Source organism: Mycobacterium sp., assembly GCF_032159565.1.
GTDB lineage: Bacteria > Actinomycetota > Actinomycetes > Mycobacteriales > Mycobacteriaceae > Mycobacterium.
In genome coordinates, this window is sequence record NZ_JAVHWR010000229.1 from 1 (window position 1) to 13,585 (window position 13,585).

General features: G+C 65.7%; 13 protein-coding genes and 1 pseudogene. 8 read left to right on the forward strand and 6 right to left on the reverse strand.

The window, feature by feature from the left end; translation table 11 throughout:
- Nucleotides 1-142, reverse strand: a pseudogene (locus QOC76_RS30820) (magnesium chelatase domain-containing protein); the annotation flags it as partial.
- A 165-nt stretch (nt 143-307) separates the two neighbouring features.
- On the reverse strand, nt 308-637 hold the full coding sequence (locus tag QOC76_RS30825; protein ID WP_526363778.1) for an Mpo1-like protein: 330 nt from the start codon (nt 635-637) through the stop codon (nt 308-310).
- A 206-nt stretch (nt 638-843) separates the two neighbouring features.
- On the opposite strand from QOC76_RS30825, the gene QOC76_RS30830 reads away from it, so the two are divergent.
- Nucleotides 844-1,680, forward strand: coding sequence for a cupin domain-containing protein (locus tag QOC76_RS30830; protein WP_526363756.1), 837 nt, complete (start codon nt 844-846; stop codon nt 1,678-1,680).
- 653 nt (nt 1,681-2,333) lie between these two features.
- Complete coding sequence (locus QOC76_RS30835) at nt 2,334-2,855, forward strand: DUF2510 domain-containing protein (RefSeq protein WP_526363758.1); 522 nt, start codon at nt 2,334-2,336, stop codon at nt 2,853-2,855.
- Nucleotides 2,856-3,362: 507 nt separating this feature from the next.
- On the opposite strand, the gene QOC76_RS30840 is transcribed toward QOC76_RS30835, so the two are convergent.
- Entirely contained in the window at nt 3,363-3,803 is a 441-nt protein-coding gene (locus QOC76_RS30840; protein ID WP_526363760.1) for a hypothetical protein, read from the reverse strand.
- An 18-nt stretch (nt 3,804-3,821) separates the two neighbouring features.
- Here QOC76_RS30840 and QOC76_RS30845 point away from each other — a divergent pair, with 18 nt between their 5' ends.
- Together QOC76_RS30845 and QOC76_RS30850 are read left to right on the forward strand one after the other, a co-directional pair.
- Complete coding sequence (locus tag QOC76_RS30845; RefSeq protein WP_526363762.1) at nt 3,822-3,968, forward strand: hypothetical protein; 147 nt, start codon at nt 3,822-3,824, stop codon at nt 3,966-3,968.
- Between the two features lie 73 nt (nt 3,969-4,041).
- Entirely contained in the window at nt 4,042-4,860 is an 819-nt protein-coding gene (locus QOC76_RS30850; protein ID WP_526363764.1) for a DUF1206 domain-containing protein, read from the forward strand.
- Nucleotides 4,861-4,869: 9 nt separating this feature from the next.
- Here QOC76_RS30850 and QOC76_RS30855 read toward each other — a convergent pair whose 3' ends face one another.
- The gene (locus tag QOC76_RS30855; RefSeq protein ID WP_526363766.1) at nt 4,870-5,256 is read right to left on the reverse strand and encodes a hemophore-related protein; all 387 of its coding nucleotides are present in this window, start codon (nt 5,254-5,256) and stop codon (nt 4,870-4,872) included.
- A 263-nt stretch (nt 5,257-5,519) separates the two neighbouring features.
- On the opposite strand from QOC76_RS30855, the gene QOC76_RS30860 reads away from it, so the two are divergent.
- From QOC76_RS30860 to QOC76_RS30875, 4 genes are read left to right on the forward strand one after another with little or no spacing between them, the layout of a single operon-like run.
- On the forward strand, nt 5,520-6,563 hold the full coding sequence (locus QOC76_RS30860; protein WP_526363768.1) for an iron ABC transporter substrate-binding protein: 1,044 nt from the start codon (nt 5,520-5,522) through the stop codon (nt 6,561-6,563).
- A complete protein-coding gene (locus tag QOC76_RS30865) occupies nt 6,564-8,138 on the forward strand; it encodes an ABC transporter permease (protein ID WP_526363770.1) in 1,575 nt (524 codons plus the stop codon).
- Nucleotides 8,139-8,143: 5 nt separating this feature from the next.
- The gene (locus tag QOC76_RS30870; protein WP_526363780.1) at nt 8,144-9,211 is read left to right on the forward strand and encodes an ABC transporter ATP-binding protein; all 1,068 of its coding nucleotides are present in this window, start codon (nt 8,144-8,146) and stop codon (nt 9,209-9,211) included.
- The gene (locus QOC76_RS30875) at nt 9,208-11,703 is read left to right on the forward strand and encodes an AMP-binding protein (protein ID WP_526363772.1); all 2,496 of its coding nucleotides are present in this window, start codon (nt 9,208-9,210) and stop codon (nt 11,701-11,703) included. Before QOC76_RS30870 ends, QOC76_RS30875 begins: the two co-directional genes overlap by 4 nt.
- Here the strand turns inward: QOC76_RS30875 and QOC76_RS30880 are convergent.
- Nucleotides 11,672-12,487 carry an acyl-CoA thioesterase gene (locus QOC76_RS30880; protein ID WP_526363774.1) on the reverse strand — a complete coding sequence of 272 codons (816 nt, stop codon included), beginning with the start codon at nt 12,485-12,487 and terminating at the stop codon, nt 11,672-11,674. The genes QOC76_RS30875 and QOC76_RS30880 overlap by 32 nt on opposite strands.
- Nucleotides 12,484-13,585: CoA transferase (locus tag QOC76_RS30885; RefSeq protein ID WP_526363776.1), on the reverse strand; the 1,102-nt coding region annotated here is incomplete at its 5' end. The genes QOC76_RS30885 and QOC76_RS30880, both read right to left, overlap by 4 nt.

Below are 13,585 nucleotides of genomic sequence, written 5' to 3' on the forward strand. Positions count from 1 at the left end.
TCAGCACCGCCGGCAGCACACCTTTGACGGGCCTCACCCGGCCATCGAGGGCCAATTCACCGAGCAGCAGGGTCTTTTCGAGCCGCCCCCATTCCTTCTTGCCGTGTGCCGAGAGCACCGCCGCGGCCAGGGCCAAGTCGAAGAACCCAGTGTCACTCTTCTACCTCAAAGAACGTCGGCCGCCGATGCAGATCGGCCAGTGTCCACGCGGTCCGGTGGATGCTCACCACAGCCGTGCTATCAGCTGACCCGTGTGAATTTGAATGGTCAGCTTGGCGGGCCTAGCGCGTCTGCAATGCGGTCCCGATCAGAACGATTCGGCGCGCGTCTCGGAACCTACGGGTCTACGCATGATGGTGGCGTTTGCGACAGCGAAATCGGCCCGCACGCTCCAGATTGGGTGCCGGGCCAAATCGCGCAAAGATCGAGGGAGATTGCCTTCGACGACGTGGCCCGCGATAAGGACCGCAGTCCCTAAGCCAAAAATCGCAGCGGCAAATCGAGGTCTACGAAGCAGCACCGCAACTACCGTCGGGACAAGCAAATAGTTTCCGACGGCCGCCGACCAGCGGTTGAACAGGGTGACATGCTCCGCCCGATGTTCGGCTGCGAACTCGCTATACGCCGACGCGACCATCACGAGAGCATCCCACAAGGGAGGCCGATCGCATAGCAAACGAAGGGCGGCGATGTGATACGGCAAAGGAAGAAACGGCTTTTACACATCTGCAATTCTGATGCCCTTGCAGTCACATACGCCGGGCCGTTGGACCTCCCGGTCACCAACTTCTCGTCGGGGTGGTCGTCCTATGCGGCGGGTGCAAACCGGCGTACATTTTGCTCATGAGTGCCGCGGTTGTCGTGGCCGTCTCGCTGCCGATCATTGTGGTGATCGCTCTGTTGATCGTTGCGGTGTTCGTGTCGGCGCGTGTCCATCGGCGTGAACCGGACCCGGCATCAATGCGCCGCTGGCGCGGTCAAGTGCAGAAAGAAGAGGCAATCGCCCTAAGCGGATGTCAAGACCGCCGGGGGAAAATCTGGCGCATCGCAGCGGTATTCGCTGCGACCGGCGCTCTGGCGTTGTCGGGGTGCACGAGCAACGTGAATACGAGCGAACCCACGACCCAGACGGCAACACCAACGGCGCAAGAGGAGCAAGAGAAGTTTGTCGTAGAACCGATGGCGGAGAAGACAGTCACCGAGTTGCCTGCCGGCCCGCTGTATTGGCACGTCGAGAATTTCCCCGCGCTCGCGGACGCCGAGGCGGCGGCTCGTCCGTTGTCTCTGGCCACCGACGTGGAGGGCAAGGTTTGGCTCTTTACGCTTGGTCCCAAGGGAGCGCCGACGCATGGTGGCAGCATGGTCACCGAGATCGGCCCCTTGGTGGACGTTTCCGCCCCCGAGTACCTGCTGCTCATCAGCCATGCCGTCGCGGCGCCAGGCGCCAAGTCCGGGGTGCACACGCATCCCGGCACCGAGGCGTTCTTGGTGCTGGAGGGTCAGTTAAGCCAACAGACCCCGCACGGGGTGAACGTTGTCGAAGCCGGCAAGACGCTGGCGGGCGGGCCCCCCGAGCATCCCATGGAGGTCACCAGCAGCGGCGGGGAAGAACTGCATTGGCTGATCATGTTCGTCGTGGATGCGAACAAGCCATTCGCGTCGGACGCTACGTTCGAGTGAGGCGGCTGCCGCTTTTGCAGTTCGGGTACTGCTCGTCAGCGACCGTCACTGGGGGCCGCACCGACAGCAGCGGCACCGATTGCCGCCGCAACCAGAAGAATACGAATCGCGTTCCGCACCCTTCTCGATGAATTGACATCCCGGTAACCGCCGGGAACGTAATTCACGCGAGTCCTGGTCACGCGCCGACCGCTGAAGACGTACGTGAGCACCGAAACCTCGGGCCGGAAGATATGCGATGGTGTGGTGCTTTTGGTCGCTTGCGCAACATGCAACCCTCACTCGGAGTTCAGTAGCGAGCTGTAGTCGGCCCGCCACCAACTCCCGACGGTGGCGGCCCGATGCATGTCGATGCATGTCGGTGGTTGTCGATACGGTTACCGACCATGAGCAACGCAGCGCCGTGGGCCTCAACCGCAGGCAACAAGTTCCGCGAAGTCGCCAGGTCAACCGAGAATGGGACGACCAACATCCTCGCCGAAGGACTGACCGCACTCACAAACGCCCTGAGAGAGCTGGACGCAAGCTCGAGAAGATCGACCAGCAGGTAGGGTCAAGCACTGTCGGCCGGCCGTGAGGAAATGGCGAACCATTGACGCGCGCCAGTTTCGGCGGTCGAACACTCCCTCCGCAGCATTTTCAAAGGAGGACATATGACGACCCCATCGGGGTGGTACCCGGATCCGTCCGGCGCCCCCGGCCAACGCTACTTCGACGGCACGCAGTGGACTGAACAGCGGATGCCGCCAGCAGCACCGGCAACGGTATCGGCACCGGCGCCCGCGAAACGGAAGAACATCATCGGGATTATCGCGCTCGTCGCGAGCATCATCGGAGTTATCTTCGCGTGTATTCCAGGGGCGCTTATCGTTGGGTGGGTATTGCTTCCCATCGCGTTCGTCCTTGGCATCGTTGGCCTGTTCCTCACTGGAAAGGCCAGGGGCACAAGCATTGCCGCGATCGTTCTCTCGACTGTCGGGACAGTTGTTGGTGTCGTCGTTTTCTTCACTGTCGTTTCGGATGCTTTCAAGGACAGTTTCAACGATTCGGATCTGTCGGCATCTTCTCCGACTTCGTCTGCTTCCGGGAAGCCGGACGGTACTCAGGCGGGTGGGAGCGACAACGGTAGTGAAGCCGGCAGTAGCAAAATCCGTTTTCCATCGGCGCAACAGTGAGTAATCAAGACTGGGACGTGACGCCTAGCGCCCCGCGTGAGGCGTGGGCCGAAATCACGAACGAAAACGAGTTCAACGACCCACCCGAAGCGGGCATGGAGTTCTGGATCGTGCCCGTCACGGCCACCTATAAGGAGACGACACCGGTAACACCAGGTTCGATATCCAAGTCAAGTTTGTCGGTTCGGATAACCGGACCTACGACGATTACTGCGGGGTCATCCCGAACACGTTGGCAGATGTCGGCGAGCTTTACTCGGGTGGTGAGGCCGCGGGAAACGTATGCGTAGCCGTGCCCGCCGGCGCTGACGGGCTGTGGTCCGTATCTACCGGGTTCGTACGTAAGCCCGTGTTCTTTCGGCCCGAATAACATGCCGGCCACTACGCCAAGCGTGTCGTCCGCGCGCCCAGAGTGGTAAGGCCACTATGTCCAGTCCTAACATTCGGCCGATGCTCGCCACGCTCGGCAAGCCAACTCACACGCTTCACGGACTTCGCTGGCCAACGCTATTTAATCGGCACTAAGTTGAAGCCGAACGCTTGCTGTGGCAAAAGCTGGCGGGCGCTTCCGTCGAGGCTACAAAAGAGGACGTAATTCTGGTCGTAAGGCAGTCCTACCGCAATTTCGCCCTCGTTGATTTGTGTGATTCGGTTCCGAAGCAGAGATTCCGACGAATAGTCGTCGATGCTGATTTTTGAGCCATTCGAGGTTGCCCCAAGGGGCATGCAAGTCTCACTGAAACGGCTACCAGCGAGCGGACCGAGGTCATTCAGGGAGCCTTTGGTGCAGACCGCATCCAACCAGTCGGTCGGCATCGTTCCGGTGACCGCCGGTACCCAAACGTGGTTGACGGGGAGGTTCGGGATGGTATTCACAGGGAAATTGGGCTGGGTGGTTTGGCTCCGCTGACGAATCCGGCTGCCCTGCAGATGATTCCACAATCCCACATCAGTACGACAGCGTTCATGTCGCTGCGCAACGTCGACCGGCTGCGGAAGATATCGGATGGTCGAGTGTGGGACATCGACACCGGCCATGACCTGATGATCACCGAACCGGAGAAGGTCGCCGAGTTGCTCGACGGCGTCGCCCGGCCTTTACCCAGCCGCTGAAAACCCACCGAAGCACCCGATTTGGTTTCGCGGCCGTAAAAAAACGGGTACTCGGCCCCGCGAGGAGGTCGAGATGAGCGACACGTCAGCACACGGAGTAGTCGATAGGGCCACCGACAGCAAGGCGTTCGAGTACACGGCGCGCGCCGGTTTCGCGGCCAGCGGTGTCCTGCATCTGCTCGTCGCCTTCATCATCCTGCGCCTCGCGTTCGGATCCGGCGGCAACGCCGACCAGTCCGGCGCGCTGGGCACACTCGCCAAGCAACCCGGCGGGGCGATCATGCTGTGGATCGCCACGGTCGGCCTGTTCGCCCTCGGCCTGTGGCGCGTCGGCGAGGCCATCGTCGGCTCCAAGCCCGGCGAGGGCTCCGGACGACAGCAGGACGACTCCCCTGCGTGGAAGCGCGTCAAGTCGCTCGGGTTGGCCATCGTCAATTTCGCGATCGCATTCTCGGCGGCGCGATTTGCAATGGGCAGCGGACAGTCGAGCGGTCAGCAGAACGCCGGGATGTCCGCTCAGCTGATGCAGTCCGGCTGGGGCAAGGCGCTGCTGATAGCAGTCGGAATCGGCGTCGCTGCCGTCGGCGGGTATCACGTCTACAAAGGCGCGTCGAAGAAGTTCCTCAAGGATCTGCGGGTGTCCGGCGGCACCGGGATCACCGCCGTCGGCGTGACCGGTTACGTGGCCAAGGGTCTGGTTCTCGGTGGCGCCGGGTTGCTGGTCATCATTGCCACCCTGCAGGCGGATCCGTCGAAAGCGGCCGGCCTCGATGCCGCGGTGAAAACGCTCGGTCAGGCGCCCTTCGGCAAGATCCTGTTGATTCTGGCCGCGCTCGGGATCGCGGCCTTCGGCGCGTACAGCTTCGTGCGCAGCCGGCACGGCCGGATGTAGCGCACCGGCCTACTGGAACGACTCGACGAGCGCGGCCAGCTGTCCCGGTGACACCGCGACCCCGCACTGGGCGCGCAGGTCGGTCAACGGTTTGGCGATGCCCTTCAGATCCAGGAATTCGCCCGGATGGCCCATGAAGTACGACTGCACGCTCGCCTTCGCCTCGTCGGTCGGCTGCGACCCCGCCTTGGTCAGCACATCGTCGGCACCAGGGTGAGCGGCCAGGTACGTGCCGGCGTCGGCCATCACCCCGCTGGCCGTGGAGGCGAGGCCGCTCGCCGAGCAGGGTGCGGCGCCTGCCGTCGGCAGCCCGACGGTGGCCGCCGCTGCGGCCGCCACCGCAAAGGCGGCGAAGGCGCCGATCACAGCGCGGCAGGTGGTAGCTGACAGTGTCATCGATGCTTCCTCGGTGTCGTCGGTCGTAGGTGATCTGTCCGGATTCGAAAACGTACGTACCCGCAGTATTTCAAGGTCAATCTCGAACGCGCCCGGCTACGGCCGAAGCGCCTGAGGGGAGGGGGTGGGTACGCCAGTCGCCTCATAGCTTTTGAATGCGCTTTGTTCCTCCACGGGGCAACCGTTTGAAGGGACTGGGAAGGGTATGTTCATTAGGTTATCCTCAGCTAAAGGCGCCGGCAGGCGCGGGAAGGACCGTCCGGATGCGACACGGCGCACGCGAGGAGCATGGAAAAGCCCGTTGGAGCCGGATCGCCGCCTTCATGTCGATCCTTGCCGTTGTGCTTGGAATGACCGCGTGCTCGAAGTCTGGCGACGGCGATGAACTGCTCATCTACAACGCCCAGCACGAATCCCTGACCAAGGAGTGGATCGACGCCTTCACCAAGGAGACCGGCATCAAGGTCACCTACCGCCAGGGCGGCGACACCGAATTGGGCAATCAACTGGTCGCCGAGGGGGAAGCCTCGCCCGCCGATGTCTTCCTGACGGAGAACTCCCCGGCCATGGCCGCGGTCGAGAAGGCCGGCCTGTTCGCCGACCTGAACCCCGACACCCTCGCCCAGGTTCCGGCGCAGTACCGTCCGGCCACCGGCAAGTGGACCGGTGTTGCGGCGCGCAGCACGGTATTTGTCTACAACAAGGCCAAGTTGGCACCCGATCAGCTGCCGAAATCCATGGCGGATCTTCAGCAGCCCGCGTGGAAGGGCCGATGGGGCGGCGCGCCCGCCAAGGCGGACTTCCAGGCCATCGTGGCGGCCTACCTTCAGCTCAGGGGCGAGGCGGCCACCGCGCAGTGGTTGGCGGGCATGAAGGCAAACGCGAAGATCTACAACGACAACATCGCCACCATGAAGGCGGTCAACGCCGGTGACGTCGACGGCGGCATCATCTACCACTATTACTGGTTCCGCGATCAGGCCAATACCAAAGAGGGCAGCGGCAATACGGCTTTGCACTACTTCAAGAACTCCGATCCCGGCGCGTTCCTCAGCCTTTCCGGCGGCGGTGTACTGAAATCCAGCAAGAAGGCCGACCAGGCGCAGCAGTTCATCAAGTTCGTCACCGGCAAGGCCGGACAGGAAGTGCTCGAGAACGGCGCCTCGTTCGAGTACCCCGTGGCAAGCGGTGTTCCCGCGAATTCGGCTCTGCCGCCGCTCGATTCGCTACAGGCGCCCAAGGTCGACCCCTCGACGCTGGACTCGCAGAAGGTGGCCGATCTGATGACGAAGGCAGGCTTGCTGTAGGTGGTCGCTCCTGTAGTCTCGCGCCCCGCGGCACCGGTTTCGCGATCGGAGACGGCGGCCCCGCCCGGCCCGCTGGTCTCGGCGACGGTCGCGATTCTGGTGGCCGCGACGTGCATCCCGCTCGGGTACGTCGTGTGGGGCGCCGTCTCTGTGGGGTGGACCCGCGCCTACGAGTTGGTGGTCCGCCCGCGGGTCGGTGAGCTGCTGTTCAACACCGTCGCGCTGGTCGTCGTCACCGTGCCGTTGTGTGTGGTGATCGGAGTCGGGGTGGCCTGGCTGGTGGAGCGCACGGACCTGCCCGGCCGGCCCTTGTGGCGCCCGTTGTTCGTTGCGCCGCTCGCCGTTCCGGCGTTCGTCAACAGTTACGCCTGGGTTGGTGTGATCCCGTCGCTGAACGGCTTGTGGGCGGGCGTGTTGATCACGACGCTTTCGTACTACCCGTTCATGTATCTGCCCGTGGCCGCGACGCTGCGCAGGCTCGACCCGGCGGTCGAGGAATCGGCCCGCTGCCTCGGATCCGATTCCGCCGGTGTGTTCTTCCGCGTGGTGCTGCCGCAGCTGCGACTGGCGATTCTCGGTGGCGGGCTGTTGGTCGGCGTGCACCTGCTCGCCGAATTCGGCGCCTTCGCCATGGTCCGGTTCGACACCTTCACCGTCGCGATCTTCCAGCAGTTCCAGGTCACCTTCGACGGGGCGGCGGGCAGCATGCTGGCCGGCGTGTTGGTCCTGCTGTGCCTGGTGTTGCTGTTCGCGGAGGCGGCCACCCGTGGCAGGGCGAGATACTCCCGCATCGGATCCGGTGCGCCGCGGGCTGCGGTGCCGGTCGTTTTGGGCCGCAACGGTTTTCCGGCGACGGTCGGCCTGGTGGTGCTGGCGATCCTTTCGATCGGTGTGCCTGTGTGGACGATCGTGCGGTGGCTGTGGATCGGCGGGACGAAGGTCTGGGATGTCGGCCAGATCGCCAACGCGCTCGGCCAGACCATCGCGCTGGCCGCCATCGCGGCGGCGCTGACGACGGTGCTGGCGTTCCCCGTCGCCTGGGTGGCCGTCCGGTCGAGGGGCGTATTGGCCCGTGCGGTGGAGGGCGCCAACTACATCACCAGTTCGCTGCCCGGCATCGTCACGGCGCTCGCGTTGGTGACCGTCGCCATCCACTTCGCCCGCCCGCTGTACCAGTCCGTGCCGCTGATCGTCTTCGCCTATGTTCTGTTGTTCATGCCGCGGGCCCTGGTCAACGTCCGCGCCGGCCTTGCGCAGGTTCCGCCCGGCCTCGAGGAGGCTTCCCGGTCGCTGGGCAGGTCGCCCAGCGCCACGTTCTTCCGGGTCACGCTGCGGCTCACCGCGCCCGCTGCCGCCGCCGCAGCGTCTTTCGTGTTCGTCGCGGTGGCAACGGAGTTGACGGCGACACTGCTGCTCGCACCCACGGGCACCAGAACGTTGTCGATGCTGTTCTGGTCGTTCAGCAGCGAATTGGACTACGCGTCGGCGGCACCGTACGCCTTCGCGTTGGTGGTGCTCGCCGTACCCGTGACGCTGATCCTCTTCCGGCAGTCGACGAAGGCGGCCGCGCTGTGACCACCATGCTCGATGTCCGGGGTCTGGCGAAGTCCTTCAACGGCCATACCGTGCTCGACCACATCGACCTCCAGGTGGCCACGGGCACCACGACCGCGGTCGTCGGATCGTCGGGCTGCGGCAAGACCACCCTGCTGCGACTCGTCGCCGGGTTCGAAACGCCCGATGCCGGAACCGTCACCATCTCCGGGCGCCAAGTGGCCGGCGCCGAACGCACGGTTGCCCCGCATCGGCGCAGCGTCGGCTACGTCGCGCAGGACGGTGCCCTGTTCCCCCACCTCACCGTCGGGCAGAACATCGCCTACGGCCTGTCCGGCGGCGCCCGCAGCCGCGAGGTCCGCAACCGCGTGGCGGAGCTGCTCGAGACCGTTTCCCTCGATTCCTCCTACGCATCGCGTCGACCACATCAACTGTCGGGCGGACAGCAGCAGCGCGTCGCGCTCGCCCGCGCCCTGGCCCGCAATCCGGTCCTGATGCTTCTCGACGAACCGTTCAGCGCGCTGGACACCGGGCTCCGGGCATCCACCCGCAAGGCGGTCGCCCGGTTACTCACCGACGCAGGGGTGACGACGCTGCTGGTGACGCACGACCAGGAGGAGGCGCTGTCGATCGCCGACCAGATCGCAGTCATGCGCGACGGCCGGTTCACCCAGGTCGGCGCCCCGCAAGACGTCTACCGCAAGCCGAATGACCGCTTCACGGCCGAGTTCCTCGGCGACTGCATCGCCCTGCCGTGCACCGTCGCGGCCGGTGTCGCGGACTGCGCCCTCGGCCGGGTGCCGGTGCAGACCTCGACCGGCGATGGTCCGGCAACGCTGGCGCTGAGGCCCGAACAGCTTGTGGCGACGGTGATCTCAGATTCGGCCGCGCACGTGAGCAGCACCGAGGACAACAGTCACGACGGCATCGGAACGGTCATCGGCACCGAGTTCCTTGGCCACGACGTACTGCTGACGATCGACCCCGCCTGCGACATCGCGCCGATCATCGTGCGACAGCACAGCCTCGACCCGCCCCCCATCGATGCCAAGGTCCGCATCGAGGTGATCGGTAACGGGGTCGTGCTGCGGTGAGCTCGCTCGTTGAACATTTGGGCGACCACGGCGACCGCGTCGCGGTACTGACCGAAACCACGTCGCTGACCTACCGCGAACTCGCCGATCGAGTGGCCGCGGTCGCGGCGGAACTGGGCGCCACCCGCAGGCTCGTGCTGCTGGAGACGCGCAACGACCTGTCGGCGTTGGTGCACTATCTCGGTGCGCTGGCCGGCGGTCACGTCATGTTGCCGATGTCGGCCGGGCGGAGCCACCCGGCCGTGCTGCGTTCGTACGACCCCGACGTCGTCATCGACAGGGACGGCATCCACAAGCGGCGCCAGGCAAGCGTCCACCGGCTGCATCCCGACCTCGCGCTGCTGTTGTCGACCTCGGGCAGTACAGGGTCGCCGAAGCTGGTCCGGCTGTCGGGATGCAATCTCGTCGCAAACGCGACGGCGATCGCCGAGTGCCTCGACATCCGACAATCCGACAGGGCCGCAACAACTTTGCCGATGTCGTATTGCTACGGCCTGTCGGTCGTCCACAGCCATCTGCTTTGCGGCTCAGGGCTGATCCTCACCGATCGCTCGGTCGTCGACGAAGAATTCTGGACGCTGTTCCGTCGGCATCGCGGCACGTCGTTCGCCGGGGTGCCCTACACCTTCGAGATGCTCGACCGGATCGGCTTCGAGGGTATCGATCTGCCGGATCTGCGTTGTATCACCCAGGCCGGTGGCCGGCTGTCGCCGGAACGAGTGCGCAGTTTCGCCGCCCTCGGTGAACGCAAGGGCTGGCAGCTGTTCGTCATGTACGGCGCGACGGAGGCCACCGCCCGAATGGCTTACCTGCCACCGGAACTCGCGCAGTCGCATCCCGCCTCGATCGGCAGACCGATTCCCGGCGGCTCGTTGCGCTTAGAGCCGGTCGAGGGATGGTCCGGCCCCGACGTCGGCGAACTGGTCTATCACGGGGCGAACGTCATGATGGGCTACGCGCACAGCCCGTCGGATCTGGCGCTGGGCAAGACGGTCGACACCCTGCACACGGGTGACGTCGCGCGCCGTTGCGCCGACGGGCTCTACGAGGTGATCGGCCGCAGCAGCCGGTTTTTCAAGCTGTACGGCCTGCGCATCGACCTGCAGCGAGTGGAGGCCGCCCTGCGCGAGGAGGGCGTGACGGCCTTCTGCGTCGACGACGCCGAGCGACTCGTCGTCGCCGCGGTCGGTTCCGATGAGCATGCCGTGCAGCGCATCACGGCGGCGGCTTCCGGCCTTCCGCCAGCCGCCGTCGGCGCCATCACCATGGCCGAGCTGCCGCTGCTGCCGTCGGGCAAGCCCGACTATCAGGCCGTCCGGGACATCGCGCGCCGCAGCAAGACCTCCAAATCACCCGGTGACTTGCGTGGCCTGCTCGCCGACGTCCTGCAGATCGATTCGGACATCATTCGCCCCGACCAGAGCTTCGTCGACCTCGGCGGCAACTCGCTGTCCTACGTGGCCATGTCGGTTCGGCTCGAACGGGCGCTTGGCCGGCTGCCGAGCGATTGGCAGCGCCGGCCGCTGGCCGAACTCGAGCGCATCACCCCACCCGAACGGCGATCGTGGCCGTGGCTGGGCGCGACACTGGAAACCAGTGTGGCGCTGCGCGCGGCGGCCATCGTGCTCATCGTCGGATCGCACGCCACCCTGTACGAGATGTGGGGCGGCGCCCACCTGCTGCTCGGAATCGCGGGCTACAACTTCGGCCGGTTCTGCCTGACACCTGTGGCCCGCATGGACCGGGTTCGTCACCTTCGCAAGACGATTGCGTGGATCGTCGTGCCGTCGGTGATATGGATTGCGCTCGCGCTTGTGATCACCAACGACTATCACTGGACGAACCTCCTGCTCGTCGAGAAGTTCTTCGGCCCGCAGGCCAGCATGACGGCGGGCAGGCTGTGGTTCGTCGAGGTGCTGGTCTGGATACTTCTCGGCCTGACCTTCGTGTGCCGGCTGCCCGCGGCCGACCGGCTGGAGCGGCGTCGACCCTTCGCGTTCGCGGCAGGCTTCCTGGTCATCGGGCTGGCACTGCGGTACGACCTGTGGGGTCTGCACTTCGGCCACGACGCGTGGTTCACAGTTTTGGTCTTCTGGTTCTTCGCGGTCGGCTGGGCCGCAGCGAAATCGTCGACCGGATGGCAGCGCCTCGCCGTGACGCTGGTGTTGGTGGTGAGCCTGCACGGCTACTTCGACAGCACGCATCGAGAGGTGTTGGTGCTGGCCGGATTCCTGCTGCTGATCTGGCTGCCTGCGATCCGCTGCCCGGCCTGGTTGACCGTCGTCGCGGGCACGGTGGCGGAAGCCTCGCTGTACACCTACCTGACGCACTACCAGGTCTATCCGTTGTTCGACGCGCATCCGATGTTCGGTGTCGTCGCCGCGATCGTCGTCGGCATACTGCTCACCAGGGTGCTGAACGCGGCGCGGACGTGGTTGCGCGAACGCAGCGAGCATACGGCTACTGCGGACTCGGTTCCCGCTCTGCGATAAGCCCTTCTTGCACCAGGGTCGCCGCGATGACGCCATCGGCCCGCACCAGGCTTCCGGTCACGACACCGCGCCCGCGCGCGGCGGCGGGCGAGCGGGTTTCCAACAGGTTCCACTCGTTCGCGCGGACGGGCCGGTGGAACCAGATCGACGAATCGGTCGTCCCGCTGCGGTGCGTGCGGGCCCTCATCGAATGCCCGTGCACCTGCAGCGCGGGATCGATCATGTACACGTCGGTGACGTATGCCGCGACGAGGGTGTGAATGGCGGGCTCGTCGGGTATCGGAACCGTTGCCCGCCACCAGAATCGCCGCACGAACTCGCCACCGGTGATCACGTCGGCGATCCTGATGTCCAGTTCGTCCAACGGCATCGACGGTGCGGGTCCTGCGGGCCCGCTTTCCGGCAGCGTGTCCGGATCGCCCGGCAAGCGCTCCCGATGACCGTGTTCGGGCCCGGGCAGCTCCACTGCAAACGACACCGACGACGTCGTAAGCAGCCGTCCGGCCTGGTAGGCGTCGACTCGGCGGGCCGCGGAGGTCCGTCCGTCGAACACCGGCGTGACCGTGTACTCGACGGGATCGCCCGCCGCGCCGCCGCGCAGGAACTGCAGGTGCATGTTGGTGGGCTGCCGGTCGGAGTCGACGGTTCGGCACGCGGCGGCCAGGCTCTGCGCCACGAACTGACCGCCGAACGCGCGCTTGCCGTCCGGGCCGCTGGCCGGCCCGATCCACGCGCCGTCGTCGGCGCCCGGTTCGAGCTCCAGCAGTTTGCGCAGCCGGCTCATCTGACGGTGCCCGACTCGGTGAGTTGGTCGATGTCGCCCGCGCTGAGCCCCAACCAGTCCCCGAGCACTCCCGCGGTGTCGTCGCCGAGCGCCGGAGCTGACACCGCCTGCGGGTAGTCGCCGTCGATCGACACCGGCAGCCCCGGGGCAAGGTATTCGCCGATTCGCGGTTGGTCGAGGGCGGTGAACAACGGGTTGGCCGTCACCCGTTCGTCACCGGCGACCTCCGCGAACGTCCGGTACCGCTCCCACAGAACCGATGACGCCGACAGCGCTTCGGTGACGTCGGCTGCGGTGTGGGCGGCGAACCACTCGGCGAACAGCCCGCTCAGCGCGTCGCGGTGCCGGTACCGCTGGCCCTCGTCGGTGAAATCGGCGTCGAGCGTGCGGGCAAGCGCGGCAACCGCTTTCGTCGTCCCGGTGAGTTCGGTCAGGTCGCGGAAGTGGCGGCGGGTGAGCGCCACGATCATGAACGACACGCCGTCGATGCTGGTGAACTGCTGGCCGTACTGGCCGTAGATCGAGTTGCCGATCCGATCGCGCGAGGTGCCGTTCACCATCACCTCGGTGAGGAAGCTGAGGTTGCCCGCGGTCGCCAGCGCGACGTTCTCCAGCGGGATGGAGATCCGCTGGCCCCGCCCGGAGGCGTCGCGGTGGCGCAGCGCGGCGACGACCGACAGCGCCGCGTAGATGCCGCACGTCACATCCCACGCGGGCAACACGTGGTTCACCGGAGCCGCGAGGTCTGAAGGCCCGGTCACCATTGGGAATCCGAGGCCGGCGTTGACGGTGTAGTCCACGCCCGTACCGCCGTCGGCACGCCCGGACACCTCGACGTGGATGAGGTCGGGCCGCAGCCTGGTCAGGGTGTCGTAGGAATGCCAGTCGCGCCCGGCCACATTCGTGATCAGCACGCCGCTGTCAGCGATCAGGCGCTGCACGAGGTCCTGGCCTTGCGGCGAGCGGATGTCCGCCGCCACCGACCGCTTGCCCTTGTTCAGACCCGCCCAGTAGATGCTCGTCCCGTCGTCGGTGACCGGCCAGCGGTGGTAGTCGGCGGCGCCGTCGATCGGGTCGACCCGAACAACCTCGGCGCCG